This window comes from Flavobacterium fragile (assembly GCF_023634865.1).
GTDB lineage: Bacteria > Bacteroidota > Bacteroidia > Flavobacteriales > Flavobacteriaceae > Flavobacterium > Flavobacterium fragile.
This window is the reverse complement of sequence record NZ_JAMLJN010000003.1, coordinates 111,462-124,612: the sequence shown is the minus strand read 5'-3', so window position 1 is coordinate 124,612 and position 13,151 is coordinate 111,462. Positions and strand designations below refer to the sequence as shown.

The following is a 13,151-nucleotide window of genomic DNA, read 5'->3' as shown; positions in this document are numbered from 1 at the left end:
ATAAACATAATGAAAAAGATTGTTTTAGCACTAATGGCCGTTGTATTAGTAACTGCATGTAAAGAAGAAAAAAACGCCAATGCTAATGTGCACATTACGGGAAATATTAAAGGATTAAGTCAAGGGAAATTATACCTACAAAAACTTCAAGATACCGTTTTAGTCACTTTAGACAGTATCACAATTAATGGTGATTCAAAATTTGAAAGTCATGTAAATTTAGAAAGTCCAGAAATGCTATATTTATTTTTAGACAGAGGACAAACCAAATCGATTGACAATAGCTTACCATTCTTTGCAGAACCGGGTAATATCAAAATTGAAACTACATTAGAACGCTTTTTTGCTGATGCTAAAATTACAGGTTCAAAAAATCATGACTTATGGCTAAAATTTGACAGCCTAAACAGTAAATTCAGAGATCAAAACTTAGCTTTAATGGCAAAACGTTTGAAAAACGAATTAAAACCTAATCCTACTACAACAGATAGTATTGAAAACGAATACCAAAAACTATTAAAAAGAAAGTATCGCTATACGGCTCATTTTGCTGTGAGTAATGCCAATAAAGAAATCGCACCCTATTTAGCACTTTCAGAAATTGCAAATATCAACACACCTTATTTGGATACAATACAAAAAAGTATGACTCCAGAAGTAGCAAAATCTAAATACGGTAAAATGCTAAAGGAATACATTGCAAAAAGAAAAGCAGAAGAGACTCAGAAATAAATAAAACCAAATAAAAAAACTACAACTTGAGGTTGTAGTTTTTTTTGTTTTGAACATTAAAAATAACACACCGCTACCACCGCTACCGCCCGAATCACCGCTACCGCGCGAACAATGTCATTAAGTTAAGAAAAAATCATAAGCTATTCTTTTGATTTTTAGTCACTATTGGTTTTGTTCTTGTCCTGTATTTCCCAATTTTTCGTTCAAATTTTCTATCTGGTCTTATTGGAATTAGATGCTTTTTAAATAATTCTTTAAGTTCATTTATGATATCATTCATATCATTTTTAGTGAAAAACAGTTCTAAAATTCTATCTTTCATAAAGCCATATGACAAGGTTGTATTTATTTTATATTGATATTTTATGTTTTTAGTTTCGCTTTCTTTTTCAATCTCTTCGTTAATTTCATTTTCTATAAGAGTTTGAATATTACTTACAAAAAGTGTTGAATAAAAATCTTGTAATATACTTTGATTTGAGTAACCAGAAAATTCCTCAATTTTTAGTTTATTTTTAAGTTCATCATAGTAGGTTTCTATTTTCCATCTTTTAAAATATAATTCTTTAAAAACCTCATTACCATAATGTTTACTATCTAAAAGTGAGGTTGCTAAAACTTCTATTCCACCACTATTTAAAGTTATTCGTAATAGCCTTATTTTTAATGTTGAAGATTTAGTATAGGGTTTATTTTCAAAACTCTTTTTTTGTCCAGGTTTTATTTCGACTATTTGTGATGTTTTACCACTCGCTACAAAATCTTTCACAACTTGACTAAAGTCTAATGGCATACGCATAAGAAAATGTAAATTCTTCTGATAATGTTCATAAATTAATTCAAAAGAAGGATAACCTCTGTCATAAATTATCAAATCATTTGCTTGACAATGTTCCAAGAGTTGTTTGGCTTGTGTGCGTTCATCAGTGTCAATTGAAGACAAAATCCCATTAATGCATATTTCATTGAGTAAATCATACAAAACACAAGCTTTGGTCTGAACAATGTAAGTATTAGTTTGGTTTTTAGTTTGTCCGTAAATTTCTTCAAGTTCTTTAGTAAAAGGTAAAGTCAATCGGGAACCATCCATTGCTAATATTCGTAAGTTATCAAATTGTCTTAAAACTCCTGAATTGTCCTTGTAAAATTCTTCAATAATTCGCTGATTTAAGTGTTTAAAAACCTCAGGCTTTATTTTCTTACGAGCTTGGACAAAAGCACTTTTACTAAATGTTTCTTGTGCAATATCTTTTCTTTTGAGAAAGCTCAAAAAGTTTACAATTTCTATTGATAGGCTTCTAGTTAAAAAATTTAGCATAAATAAAATGGTGCCTGAAAAAGATTGCTTCCTGTTTCTTGTAAAATCCTCAGGATTTGTTTTAAAATTATCTTTCAGAAAAGTACTAAAAATTTCTGATTGAAGAGAAGATAAAATCTGAAAAGCTGTTTTTTTGCATGATACTAATTATCTGATTACCATATAAATATACGAAATTATTCACAAAAAAACAAGCTTAATCTGTTGATTTTCAAATAATTAAACCCTTAACTTAATGACATTGACCGCGCGAATCCCTTCGCGTGGTTCTGATAAAAGTTGTTATAAATAAAGTTTATTATATTTGATAAAAATCAAACATGAGTAGAAATTATAAATTCTACAATCCAGAGGGACTATATTTTGTTAGTTTTGCTGTGGTAGGTTGGTTAGATGTTTTTACTAGAAATAGATTACATTCACAATAACCCCGCTCCGCTCCCGCGCGAATCCCTTAGCGTGGTTCTAAATAAAACAGATTTGCATTATACTTGATAAAAAAATCCCACCGCTCACCCGCGAATCCCTTCGCGTGGTAAGTTTAAAAAACAAATTAAAAACTCTTATACAAAACACCCTAAAACAAAAAAACCACCACATTACTGTGATGGTTTCTACTTTAGAGCCGATGGAGGGACTCGAACCCACGACCTGCTGATTACAAATCAGCTGCTCTAGCCAGCTGAGCTACACCGGCAACTCTATTGCGGTGCAAATATACTTCTGAAAATTAAATTTCCAAAAAAAATTAGCACTTTTTTATCGCAATTTTTTAGTTTAATTCGTTTATTTTCGCAACAAATTGATTTGCAGCCGCTTCGTAATCCTTACGGATTTGTTTAAAATGCGCTTTTTTGCTCTCAACGTCTTTTTGATTCGCTCTTGTCATTAAAGTATCAAAAGTTTCGTAGATTTCATCAACTAATTTATCAGAAGCTTCTGTTGGTTTTCCGCCATTGGTCATTTCCCAAACGTAAACGATGTTTACAATATCTCCTAAAACGTAGTTGATTTCTTTTTTCAAGTTTTTAACGCTTGCCATTTTGTATAAATTTTAAATTTGGAACAAAATTACACAATATATTCTGTTCCCAATACATTATATCGAAATTTCTAACAAGGTAGCCTCACCTTTCAAAGTCAATTGCTTTAGACAAGCCGGAATTAAAAGGGTATCACCCATACGATAATGGTAAACCTCATCACCTACTGTAAGTTCAAATTGACCATTAGTACACATCAACACCGTAAAAGCGTCTTGCTTTCTGTTCCAATCAAAAACAGTACGCAAAGCAATAATATGAGTGGTAAAGTAAGGACAAGTAACAACAGGAGTACTTTGGTTAATCGCCTCGTGATAATCTATTTTTGAAGGTGTTGTCTGATAATTAATAGCATCCAATGCCTGTTCAGTATGCAACTCCCGTTCTTTACCATCGGCATCCACTCGATCCCAATCATAAATACGATAGGTAACATCGCTCGTTTGTTGAATTTCTGCTACCACTACTCCTGCCCCAATAGCATGAATGGTTCCGGTTTCTAAAAAGAAAACATCGCCTTTGGAAACGGGATATTCGTTCAGTAAATCAAGTAGATTTTTATTGGCTAAATGCGCTAAATATTCTTGTTGATGGGTATCTTTTTTAAATCCAACCACCAGTCGTGCCGAATCATCCGCTTGCATCACATACCACATTTCGGTTTTGCCAAACGAATTGTGTCGTTCTTTAGCTAAAGCATCATTCGGATGCAATTGAATAGACAAATCTTCCTTGGCATCAATGAATTTAAAAAGCAATGGAAATTGTTTTCCAAAACGAGCAATAACCGATTTCCCTAAAATTTCTTCAGGATACAAATCAATAACTTCATTGATGTTTTTTCCTTTTAAAGCACCATTGTTAACCACACTAACATCACCAGGAACAGTGGAAATTTCCCAACTCTCACCCGCAGTTTCAGAAACTATCGGTTTGTTGAGATAAGTTTTCAACTTGGTTCCGCCCCAAATGCGGTCTTTAAGTATCGGTGTAAACGTTAAAGGATAAAACTTCATAGTCATATAGTGAAGTACAAAGATGCAAAAAACAATTAAAATATGCTAAAGATGCTGTTTGTTAGCAAAAAAAAGAATCAAAAATTCAGAAAAAATAGCAGCTGAATAAAAAGCTTCAAGCTGAAAACAATATAAACACTAAATTGTTAGAAAAAATGTCCCCTTGAGTGCCTATTCCGTCTTTTCGGAAGGACTTTAGGGGTGTTAAAAGAGGGAAACAAATTGTTATATCATTTCGCCTTTTGAATGGCTTTCAAAGCTTTTTCAATATGATTTTTAGCACTCATACTATCGAAAATATAAATACAATGGCCTTTAGCATCAAAAACATAGGTCACACGCCCCGGCAATAAGCCAAAAAGTGCCGTTGGAACGCCAAACAAACGTCGCAATTTGCGGTCGGCATCCGATAGTAAAATAAAAGGTAATTTATATTGTTGTTGGAAACTTTGATGGGAACTAGCCGAATCACCACTAATTCCAATTACTTCAGCACCTAAATCTTGAAAATCCTGATAAGCATCTCTAAAACTACATGCCTGAGTGGTACAACCTGGCGTAAAATCTTTAGGATAAAAGTAAATCACAACAGGTTTCTGATGAATTTCTTTACTATCAAATGCACTTCCGTCTTGCTTAGTCGCGGAAAAATGTGGTAATGTATCTCCTATTTGAATTGCCATATTACAAACCTTTATATGTTACAAAATTGCGTGGTGTTTCGTAAAGGGTAATTTCTAAATCCTTATCAGCAGCTAGTAAAGCGCGAAGTTTATGCCAAATGATGTAAGCAATATGTTCCGCTGTTGGATTCAAATCTTTGAACTCCGGAACGTCTTCATTTAAATTTTTATGATCAAAAGCTTCTTCAATGTGCTCTTTGATTAAATCGGATAAGATTTTAGTATCAATCACATAACCGGTCTCTGGATCCACTTCACCCGTTACTGAAACAATCAATTCATAATTATGCCCATGAAAATTAGGATTGTTACATTTTCCAAAAACTTCCTGATTTTTTTCCATAGACCAATCTTTGCGATACAAACGATGGGCTGCATTAAAATGAGCTTTTCTCGAAACAGTTACTTTCATGGCAATTTTAAATTTAGAAATTTGAATTTAGAATATCGTTTTATATTTTAATTTTTTGAGAAACAAGATTTTTAAAATTAATCTAACAACTTCAATCTGTGTTCCTAAAATGAAATTTACAATTTATGATCTTCTAGATAATGATAAAACTCATCAAATATAATTTTAAACCAAACGGTATAAAGCTCTGGATGGAACTTCATATCTTCTTTGATAGCTTCAATAGACATCCATTTCCAACTTTCCACTTCCTCTGGATTAATATCGGGCGCTTCGTTGTAATAACCAATCATCACATGATCCAATTCATGTTCGGTTAAACCATTATCAAAAGGAGCTTTATAGATAAAATGAAACAACTCTTTTAATTCTGTTTGAAATCCCATTTCTTCAAACAAACGACGTTTTCCGGCTTCTATATTTGTTTCACCGGCGCGTTGATGACTACAACAAGTATTAGTCCATAGCAAAGGAGAATGATATTTGTGATGCGCGCGCTGTTGCAACATCACTTCGTTTTTTTCATTCAATACAAATACAGAAAAAGCGCGATGTAAAACCGCTTTTTCATGAGCTTCCATCTTGTTCATTAGCCCAATAGGCTCATCTTGCTCGTTAACTAAAATTACTTGTTCTTCAATCATAAGGTTGTAATAGTCCTCAAAATTACGAAAAAAGAAAGGATTCTAAGCCAGTTTTTAAGTTTGTGATAAGTTTAACGTGTGTTGAATAGTGCCGATAAAAGGGCATAAAATTAGAAATCCTAGACATTTTTCATATCGAACACTTTTTTTCACTACCTTTGTACCATTAGTAATGATATGAATTTCTTCTTGCAATACTTTGAATAAAAGTACTTTATAAATTTCTTGTTTATTTCGCTAGTCTTTTTTATCCTTTTACTTTTACAAATTATACTAATTCAATTTATTTAAATTAATGGCAAGACCACAGGAAACTTTCAACAAAAGAGAACAAGAAAAATTAAGAGCACAAAAAAGAAAAGAAAAACAAGAAAAAAAAGAAGCTCGTAAGGCCAATCCTAAATTATCTGGAGAAGATTTATATGTCTATGTAGATGAAAACGGACACTTAACGAGTACACCTCCAGACCCTTCAAAAAAAATCGAAATTGATGTAGAAAGCATTGAAATTGGCGTTTCTAGAAGAACAGAATCAGACGAAGCACCAGTGGAACGCAGAGGAACTATAGATTTCTTTAACGAATCAAAAGGTTTCGGCTTCATCAAAGAAGTAGAAACAGGAGAAAAATACTTTGTACACATCAGTGGATTAATCGACAAAGTAAAAGAAGGAAACTTGGTTACTTATGATTTAGAAAAAGGGGCTAAAGGCATGAATGCAGTCAACGTAAAAAAAATATAAATAAAACACCAAAAATCGCAGGTTAACCTGCGATTTTTTTTATTATATTGCCATGGATATAAAACACTATGAAAAAGAAACAGTTACTTTCATTTTTGTCTTTTTTATTCATTACCCACTTATTGGCTCAAGGAAGCCACCACAAACACTTAGACATTATTAAAAAATCCTATTCTCAAAAATGGGAATTGGACTCCATTGACAAAAGAGGAACTTTCCGATTAGTATCATACAAACCAATGTACATTACGGCTGGAAGAATTTCCAATAATCCAAACGAAAAACCCGTTAGTGAAAATCCTAAATATGCAGCAACTGAAAAAGAAATATTCAATTCAGTGGAAGCTAAATTTCAATTGAGTTTTAAAACCAAAGTCTTTCAAGGATTATTTTGGAACAAAGGGGATATTTGGGTAGCCTATACTCAAAAAGCACATTGGCAAGTTTATAATGATAAGATATCAAGAGCTTTTCGAGAAATCAATTATGAACCTGAAATTATTTTTAAGTATCCTATCAAAATAAAAGCCTTCGGAGGGAATTTTAAATCACTAGGATTCGCTTTAAATCACCAATCCAACGGACGTGATATACCACTTTCGAGAAGTTGGAACAGAATCATATTTCATGTAGGATATGAAATAGACAATTGGATCATATCCCTGAATCCATGGATACGAACAAAAGATAGTGATGATGAAAATCCATACATCACAAAGTACATTGGAAATGGCGAAATCAACGTTTCCTACAACTACAACCGCCATGAATTTTATGCCATTGCAACGCATCCTTTTAATCGTATTAAAGGGGGAAGCCTACAATTAAATTATGTGTTCCCTATGAAAGGACACTTAAGAGGACATATTCAATTTTTTAATGGATATGGAGAAACTTTAGTAGATTACAATCATCGCCAAACCACTATTGGAGCTGGAATATCTTTTGCCAATTGGTAAACGATTATCGTAAACTTTCAGCTACTTTCAAAGCACACTTCTCGCCATCAATAGCAGCCGAAATAATCCCCCCAGCATACCCTGCCCCTTCTCCACAAGGATACAATCCCTTAATTTGAACATGCTCCAAAGAAAAAGGGTCGCGTGGAATACGCACCGGTGAAGAAGTTCTACTCTCAGGTGCATGCAAAATAGCATCATTGGTCATATAACCACGCATCGATTTTCCAAACTGCACAAAACCTTCACGCATAATTTGGGTTAAAAATCCAGGAAAAACTTGTCCTAATTCAATCGAAGTAGTACCGGGAACATAAGAGGTCTTAGGAATAGTAGCCGAAATTTTATTCTGAGTAAAATCAACCATTCGCTGTGCTGGCACTTTTTGAGTCTCTCCTGCCAAATGCCAAGCTTTTTGTTCGATAGCTTTTTGAAATTCCATACCCGCTAGCGGTCCAAATTTCTCAAAGGGCTTAAAATCTTCCATTTTTAATTCCACCACAATTCCAGAGTTAGCAGTAGCTTGGTCACGTTTTGAAGGAGACCAACCATTCGTCACCACTTCACCCGGAGCCGTAGCACAAGGAGCAATAACACCACCGGGACACATACAAAACGAATACATACCGCGACCGTTCACCTGTTTTACAATAGAATACGGCGCTGGCGGTAAATAATCGCCTCTAAAATCGCACGAATATTGAATTTGATCAATCAATTCTTGTGGATGTTCCGCACGAACGCCTAAAGCAAATGGCTTTGCTTCAATAGGAACGCCTTTTTTATGCAACAATTCAAAAATATCACGAGCAGAATGTCCTGTAGCCAAAATAACTTTATTGGCTGAGATGACATCACCATTTTGTAGAACAACTCCTTGCATTTCATTGTTTTTAATAACGAAATCGGTAACGCATGTTTCAAACAAAACCTGCCCCCCACTTGCAATAATTTGCTCTCGAATATCTTGAATAATTTGAGGTAATTTATTAGTACCAATATGCGGATGGGCTTCTACCATGATTTCAGGTGTAGCTCCAAACCCCACAAAAAGCTCTAAAATACGATCTACATCACCACGTTTTTTAGAACGAGTATATAATTTTCCGTCAGAATACGTCCCTGCTCCACCTTCGCCAAAACAATAATTGGAATCTGCATTCACAATACCATCGCGATTAATGGCTTTTAAATCACGACGACGTCCACGAACATCTTTCCCGCGTTCTATAACGATAGGCTTTAAACCCAATTCAATCAATTGCAAAGCAGCAAATAACCCCGCCGGTCCAGCACCAACCACAATTATTTCTTGTTTATTGGCAACATTAGGATAATCGGGCAACTCGACTTTTGATGCTACATATTCTTCTCCAACCAAAAATACATTCGCCTTAATATTGATTTTAATAGCTTTCTGACGCGCATCTATCGAGCGTTTTAAAACCACCACTTTCTGAATTTCTTTGGGACTAACCTGAAATAACTTGGCTACATGTTGGGCTAACAAACTTTCGTTTGCCGCTACTTCAGGTGAAACTTGAAATTGAAATTCGCGTGGCATAATCTTAAAATTTCGGCAAATATACTACTTGATTTTCGATTTTTCCTCAAAAGCTCGCAACGCAAAAGAAGCCAACCAATGCTCGCCTTCGTAATTACCATCCACAATTGAAGGTAATGAGAAAGACAAATGTTGATCAGCCAAAGGTTTCAAATGCGAAAATTGTTTAGGATACTGTCGCATTAAAAAATACAAATTCCAAGCGCGACTGAAATTCAAACCATCCAAATGAACCAAATGACCATCGGTTCTATCGGATACGCGTGCGACTTCCCATTGCCATTTTTTGGAAAATAATTGGGGAGCAAACTTTTGCAACCAAGGGAGAAATTCATTTTGAGGCAAAATACGCTGCATAATCGCGACTTCTTCCATACAAGGCGATAAGAAATCAGTTCCGCTTGGCTCCCAATAAAACGGACAATTTTCATCTTTTAAGAACAAACGTTTGGCATGTTCCTGAATACTTTGCTGCAATTCAATATTTCCAGAATAAACCGCATAATCCCAAGCATTCGTTAAGCCATAAGCGGTATTAGAATGCGTTCCTACTCGAATGGGATATAATAATTTCGGTAAAAACTCCAGATAACGTTCAATAATCAAATCGGTCAATGGACGTAAATTAGCCGCTAAATCTTTGGCAAAAGCTTCTTCAGAGAGTTCCAATTCATGCTGCAATTTCAGCAACCAATTCCATCCATACGTACGCTCAAAGGATTTCTCGTGTGCTTTTTCAAAATAGACTATTTCTTGTGCAATATTTTCTTTCGAAAGATTAATTTGTAACTTTTCAATAATTTGCTCCCGTTCTTTTATGTCTTTAAAATGAGCCAACAAATACACCAAACTCCAATGACCATGCACCGAAGAATGCCAATCAAAACAGCCATAAAACGCAGGATGCAAGACTTTTGGAGACAACAACTCCGTTTCGTTTAACAAAAGTTGATTGAGTTTGTTCGGATATTCCTGTTGCAAACATTTCACAGGCAAACTAGCCAAATGATTCGCTTGTGTAAGGGTGAGTTCTTGGGAAGAAACAAAGGTTCCAACAAAAAGCAAGGCAAATAAAACTTTCATATCTTTTTAGTTTTTTCAAATGTACTAAAAACTTACCTTTGATTTTTATTTCGAAAACATGAACCGAAAAATAAAACTCATTTGGGATTTTAGAGGAGAGGCCGCTGCCAAAACAGCCGAACATCACCTGATACACCTCAACGAATACCTGGAACAAGAAAAAATTACCTTAGAAAAAACAGGCTTCGAAAATATAAATGAAATGCATGCGATTGCTTTCATAGTTGTGGAAGAAAAAGATATGATCACATTTCGAGATATTCTAAAACCACACCGAGGCGAAATTTACACTACAAATTAAATCATGATTACAAACATTTTAAATATGTTGGGGAACAAATGTCCCAATTGCAACAAAGGGAAAATTTTTGAAAAAGGATTGCTCCATTTTAGTTTTAGTTTTCCAAAAATGCATGAAAATTGCTCTAATTGCGGTACCAAATTCGAAAAAGAACCTGGATTCTTCTTTGGAGCCATGTTCGTGAGTTATGCATTGGGAGTGGCAGAAGCCTTAATCACCTACTTCATCTGCATGCCATTTTTTGAAAAAACTTTTGATTTACGGATTATTCCAATAATTGGACTGGTGATTTTAAGTTTAACCTTAGTCAACATCAAACTATCTCGGATCATTTGGATTTATATCTTTAGGGAATTTAAAGCATAAAAAAACGCTGTCAAATGACAGCGTTTTCTATTTATTTTCAATATTTCTCAAATTATTTCAATCCCTTTCCTAATTTCAGAAAGTAAGAATTAATTCGCTACTTCACTGATAAATTTAATACGCATCAAACGCAATTCTTCGGTGTCGTAATCACCATCAAATTCTTTCAGCGCCAAATCAATCTTATCCGATTCCGAATCCATGAAGTAATCGTGAATTTCTTCTTGTTGGTCTTCGTCTAAAATTTCGTCTATCCAATATTTAATATTCAGTTTGGTTCCCGAATACACGATTTGCTCCATTTCCTTTAACAAATCATCCATCGATAAGCCTTTCGCTTTCGCAATATCATCTAAACCTAGTTTTCGATCCACATTTTGAATAATATACAACTTCAAACTAGAGTTAGCTCCGGTCGATTTTACAACCAAATCATCTGGACGAATAATGTCGTTATCTTCCACATATCGGGCAATCAAATCGACAAATTCTTTACCATATTTTTTGGCCTTCCCTTCTCCTACCCCATGAACATTACTCAATTCATCAATAGAAATAGGATATTTCAACGCCATATCTTCTAAAGAAGGATCTTGAAACACTACAAACGGCGGAACTCCCAATTTCTTGGAAACTTTTTTACGCAAATCGCGCAACATCACCATTAAGGCTTCATCAGCAGTTCCTGAAGATTTAGCGGCAGTTACTATAGCCTCATCTTCTTCTTCGTTATATTCATGATCTTCCGACATTAGGAAGGACTCGGGTTTACTAATAAAAGCTTCTCCTTTTGGAGACATTTTCAAAACACCATAAGTTTCAATATCTTTCGTAAGCAATCCCGCTACCAATACTTGTCGAATTAACGCCATCCAATATTTCTCATCAAAAGCAGCACCACTTCCAAAACAAGGCATGGAATCGATTTTTTGGGCTTTGATAACGGCATTAATTTTGCCTACCAACGCTAGAACCACTTCTTTAGATTTAAACAATTGCTTGGTATCGCGAACCACTTTCAATAAAGTAACCACTTGGTCTTGAGCCTCTACTTTCTTCTTCGGATTGCGAACGTTGTCATCCATATCCGCTCCTTCTCCATTTACATCGTCGAATTCTTCACCAAAATAATGCAATAAGAATTTACGACGCGACATCGAAGTTTCCGCATACGCCACCACTTCTTGCAACAAAGCAAATCCAATTTCCTGCTCTGCAACGGGTTTTCCGGAAAGGAATTTTTCTAACTTTTCTATGTCTTTATAGGAATAGTAAGCCAAACAGTGACCTTCGCCTCCATCACGCCCGGCACGACCCGTTTCTTGGTAATAACTCTCTAAAGATTTTGGAATATCGTGGTGAATTACATAACGCACATCAGGTTTGTCGATGCCCATACCAAAAGCAATAGTAGCCACTACCACTTCTACATCCTCCATCAAAAACATGTCTTGATGTTTCGCACGCGTTTTAGCATCTAATCCCGCATGATAAGGAACAGCACTAATACCATTCACCTGTAAAACTTGGGCAATTTCTTCCACTTTTTTACGACTCAAACAGTAAATAACACCTGATTTTCCTTTATGTTGTTTGATGAAACGAATGATATCCGATTCCACATTTTTGGTCTTAGTACGTACTTCGTAAAATAAATTCGGTCGGTTAAATGACGCTTTGAAGGTATTCGCATCTGGCATATCCAAGTTTTTCAAGATGTCTTCTTGCACTTTTGGAGTGGCAGTTGCAGTTAATCCAATCATTGGCACATCCCCTAACTGACGAACAATATTACGTAAGTTGCGATATTCGGGACGGAAATCATGTCCCCATTCCGAAATACAATGCGCTTCATCTATAGCAACAAAAGACAATTTTACACTTCTCAAAAACGCAATATACTCCTCTTTGGTCAACGATTCTGGGGCAACGTATAACAATTTGGTAATACCCGAAGTAATATCTTTTTTAACTTGATTGACTTCGGTTTTATTCAACGAAGAATTCAATACATGAGCAATTCCAGGTTCCGAACTCAAACTTCGAATAGCATCAACTTGGTTTTTCATCAACGCAATAAGCGGAGAAACTACTATAGCAGTACCTTCTAATACCAAAGCTGGCAACTGATAGCAAAGCGACTTACCACCACCTGTAGGCATAATAACAAAGGTGTTATTACCGGTGATAATACTCCTAACTACCTGTTCCTGAAGACCTTTGAACTGATTAAATCCAAAATATTTTTTTAATTCTTTATGTAAATCAATTTCGTGTGGATTCAT

General features: G+C 34.9%; 14 protein-coding genes and 1 tRNA gene. 5 read left to right on the top strand and 10 right to left on the bottom strand.

The genetic code is table 11. The annotated features are described in order from the left end of the window. The first annotated feature begins 9 nt into the window (after window positions 1-9). Window positions 10-732: a DUF4369 domain-containing protein gene (locus NAT47_RS05070; protein WP_250580972.1), complete on the top strand. Its 723-nt coding sequence runs from the start codon at window positions 10-12 to the stop codon at window positions 730-732. 136 nt (window positions 733-868) lie between these two features. On the opposite strand, the gene NAT47_RS05065 is transcribed toward NAT47_RS05070, so the two are convergent. The 7 genes from NAT47_RS05065 to idi all read right to left on the bottom strand — a co-directional run bounded on the left by NAT47_RS05065 (window position 869) and on the right by idi (window position 5,851). Beyond that, window positions 869-2,131 carry an IS4 family transposase gene (locus NAT47_RS05065; RefSeq protein WP_250581341.1) on the bottom strand — a complete coding sequence of 421 codons (1,263 nt, stop codon included), beginning with the start codon at window positions 2,129-2,131 and terminating at the stop codon, window positions 869-871. Between the two features lie 545 nt (window positions 2,132-2,676). After that, a tRNA-Thr gene (locus NAT47_RS05055) sits at window positions 2,677-2,750 on the bottom strand. Between the two features lie 75 nt (window positions 2,751-2,825). Continuing rightward, entirely contained in the window at window positions 2,826-3,095 is a 270-nt protein-coding gene (locus NAT47_RS05050; protein ID WP_250580970.1) for a hypothetical protein, read from the bottom strand. A 57-nt stretch (window positions 3,096-3,152) separates the two neighbouring features. Then, window positions 3,153-4,118: a type I phosphomannose isomerase catalytic subunit gene (locus NAT47_RS05045; protein ID WP_250580968.1), complete on the bottom strand. Its 966-nt coding sequence runs from the start codon at window positions 4,116-4,118 to the stop codon at window positions 3,153-3,155. Window positions 4,119-4,342: 224 nt separating this feature from the next. Further along, window positions 4,343-4,795 (bottom strand): peroxiredoxin, encoded by a 453-nt coding sequence (locus NAT47_RS05040; protein WP_250580961.1) that lies wholly within the window; start codon window positions 4,793-4,795, stop codon window positions 4,343-4,345. A 1-nt stretch (window position 4,796) separates the two neighbouring features. After that, window positions 4,797-5,207, bottom strand: coding sequence for a 6-pyruvoyl trahydropterin synthase family protein (locus NAT47_RS05035; protein ID WP_250580959.1), 411 nt, complete (start codon window positions 5,205-5,207; stop codon window positions 4,797-4,799). A 116-nt stretch (window positions 5,208-5,323) separates the two neighbouring features. Continuing rightward, entirely contained in the window at window positions 5,324-5,851 is a 528-nt protein-coding gene (idi, locus tag NAT47_RS05030; RefSeq protein ID WP_250580957.1) for an isopentenyl-diphosphate Delta-isomerase, read from the bottom strand. Between the two features lie 295 nt (window positions 5,852-6,146). On the opposite strand from idi, the gene NAT47_RS05025 reads away from it, so the two are divergent. Further along, on the top strand, window positions 6,147-6,593 hold the full coding sequence (locus NAT47_RS05025; RefSeq protein WP_250580956.1) for a cold-shock protein: 447 nt from the start codon (window positions 6,147-6,149) through the stop codon (window positions 6,591-6,593). A 68-nt stretch (window positions 6,594-6,661) separates the two neighbouring features. Continuing rightward, on the top strand, window positions 6,662-7,552 hold the full coding sequence (locus NAT47_RS05020) for a phospholipase A (protein WP_250580954.1): 891 nt from the start codon (window positions 6,662-6,664) through the stop codon (window positions 7,550-7,552). Between the two features lie 4 nt (window positions 7,553-7,556). On the opposite strand, the gene NAT47_RS05015 is transcribed toward NAT47_RS05020, so the two are convergent. Together NAT47_RS05015 and NAT47_RS05010 are read right to left on the bottom strand one after the other, a co-directional pair. Continuing rightward, window positions 7,557-9,116, bottom strand: a complete 1,560-nt coding sequence (locus NAT47_RS05015) for an NAD(P)/FAD-dependent oxidoreductase (protein WP_250580952.1) — start codon at window positions 9,114-9,116, stop codon at window positions 7,557-7,559. A gap of 24 nt (window positions 9,117-9,140) precedes the next feature. Then, window positions 9,141-10,199 (bottom strand): DUF2891 domain-containing protein, encoded by a 1,059-nt coding sequence (locus NAT47_RS05010; RefSeq protein WP_250580950.1) that lies wholly within the window; start codon window positions 10,197-10,199, stop codon window positions 9,141-9,143. 58 nt (window positions 10,200-10,257) lie between these two features. Here NAT47_RS05010 and NAT47_RS05005 point away from each other — a divergent pair, with 58 nt between their 5' ends. Together NAT47_RS05005 and NAT47_RS05000 are read left to right on the top strand one after the other, a co-directional pair. Then, window positions 10,258-10,500, top strand: a complete 243-nt coding sequence (locus NAT47_RS05005) for a hypothetical protein (protein WP_250580948.1) — start codon at window positions 10,258-10,260, stop codon at window positions 10,498-10,500. A gap of 3 nt (window positions 10,501-10,503) precedes the next feature. Continuing rightward, entirely contained in the window at window positions 10,504-10,866 is a 363-nt protein-coding gene (locus tag NAT47_RS05000) for a DUF983 domain-containing protein (RefSeq protein ID WP_250580946.1), read from the top strand. An 89-nt stretch (window positions 10,867-10,955) separates the two neighbouring features. Here the strand turns inward: NAT47_RS05000 and recQ are convergent, their stop codons facing one another. Continuing rightward, on the bottom strand, window positions 10,956-13,151 hold the full coding sequence (gene recQ / locus NAT47_RS04995; RefSeq protein ID WP_250580944.1) for a DNA helicase RecQ: 2,196 nt from the start codon (window positions 13,149-13,151) through the stop codon (window positions 10,956-10,958).

What these genes read in the sequence shown, in the direction of transcription:
- NAT47_RS05045 (WP_250580968.1), bottom strand. Translation starts at nt 4,118, where the DNA reads ATGACTATGAAGTTTTATCCTTTAACGTTTACACCGATACTTAAAGAC.
- NAT47_RS05070 (WP_250580972.1), top strand. Translation starts at nt 10, where the DNA reads ATGAAAAAGATTGTTTTAGCACTAATGGCCGTTGTATTAGTAACTGCA.
- NAT47_RS05025 (WP_250580956.1), top strand. Translation starts at nt 6,147, where the DNA reads ATGGCAAGACCACAGGAAACTTTCAACAAAAGAGAACAAGAAAAATTA.
- NAT47_RS05000 (WP_250580946.1), top strand. Translation starts at nt 10,504, where the DNA reads ATGATTACAAACATTTTAAATATGTTGGGGAACAAATGTCCCAATTGC.
- NAT47_RS05020 (WP_250580954.1), top strand. Translation starts at nt 6,662, where the DNA reads ATGAAAAAGAAACAGTTACTTTCATTTTTGTCTTTTTTATTCATTACC.
- NAT47_RS05005 (WP_250580948.1), top strand. Translation starts at nt 10,258, where the DNA reads ATGAACCGAAAAATAAAACTCATTTGGGATTTTAGAGGAGAGGCCGCT.
- NAT47_RS05050 (WP_250580970.1), bottom strand. Translation starts at nt 3,095, where the DNA reads ATGGCAAGCGTTAAAAACTTGAAAAAAGAAATCAACTACGTTTTAGGA.
- NAT47_RS05010 (WP_250580950.1), bottom strand. Translation starts at nt 10,199, where the DNA reads ATGAAAGTTTTATTTGCCTTGCTTTTTGTTGGAACCTTTGTTTCTTCC.
- NAT47_RS05040 (WP_250580961.1), bottom strand. Translation starts at nt 4,795, where the DNA reads ATGGCAATTCAAATAGGAGATACATTACCACATTTTTCCGCGACTAAG.
- NAT47_RS05015 (WP_250580952.1), bottom strand. Translation starts at nt 9,116, where the DNA reads ATGCCACGCGAATTTCAATTTCAAGTTTCACCTGAAGTAGCGGCAAAC.
- NAT47_RS05035 (WP_250580959.1), bottom strand. Translation starts at nt 5,207, where the DNA reads ATGAAAGTAACTGTTTCGAGAAAAGCTCATTTTAATGCAGCCCATCGT.
- idi (WP_250580957.1), bottom strand. Translation starts at nt 5,851, where the DNA reads ATGATTGAAGAACAAGTAATTTTAGTTAACGAGCAAGATGAGCCTATT.
- recQ (WP_250580944.1), bottom strand. Translation starts at nt 13,151, where the DNA reads ATGAATCCACACGAAATTGATTTACATAAAGAATTAAAAAAATATTTT.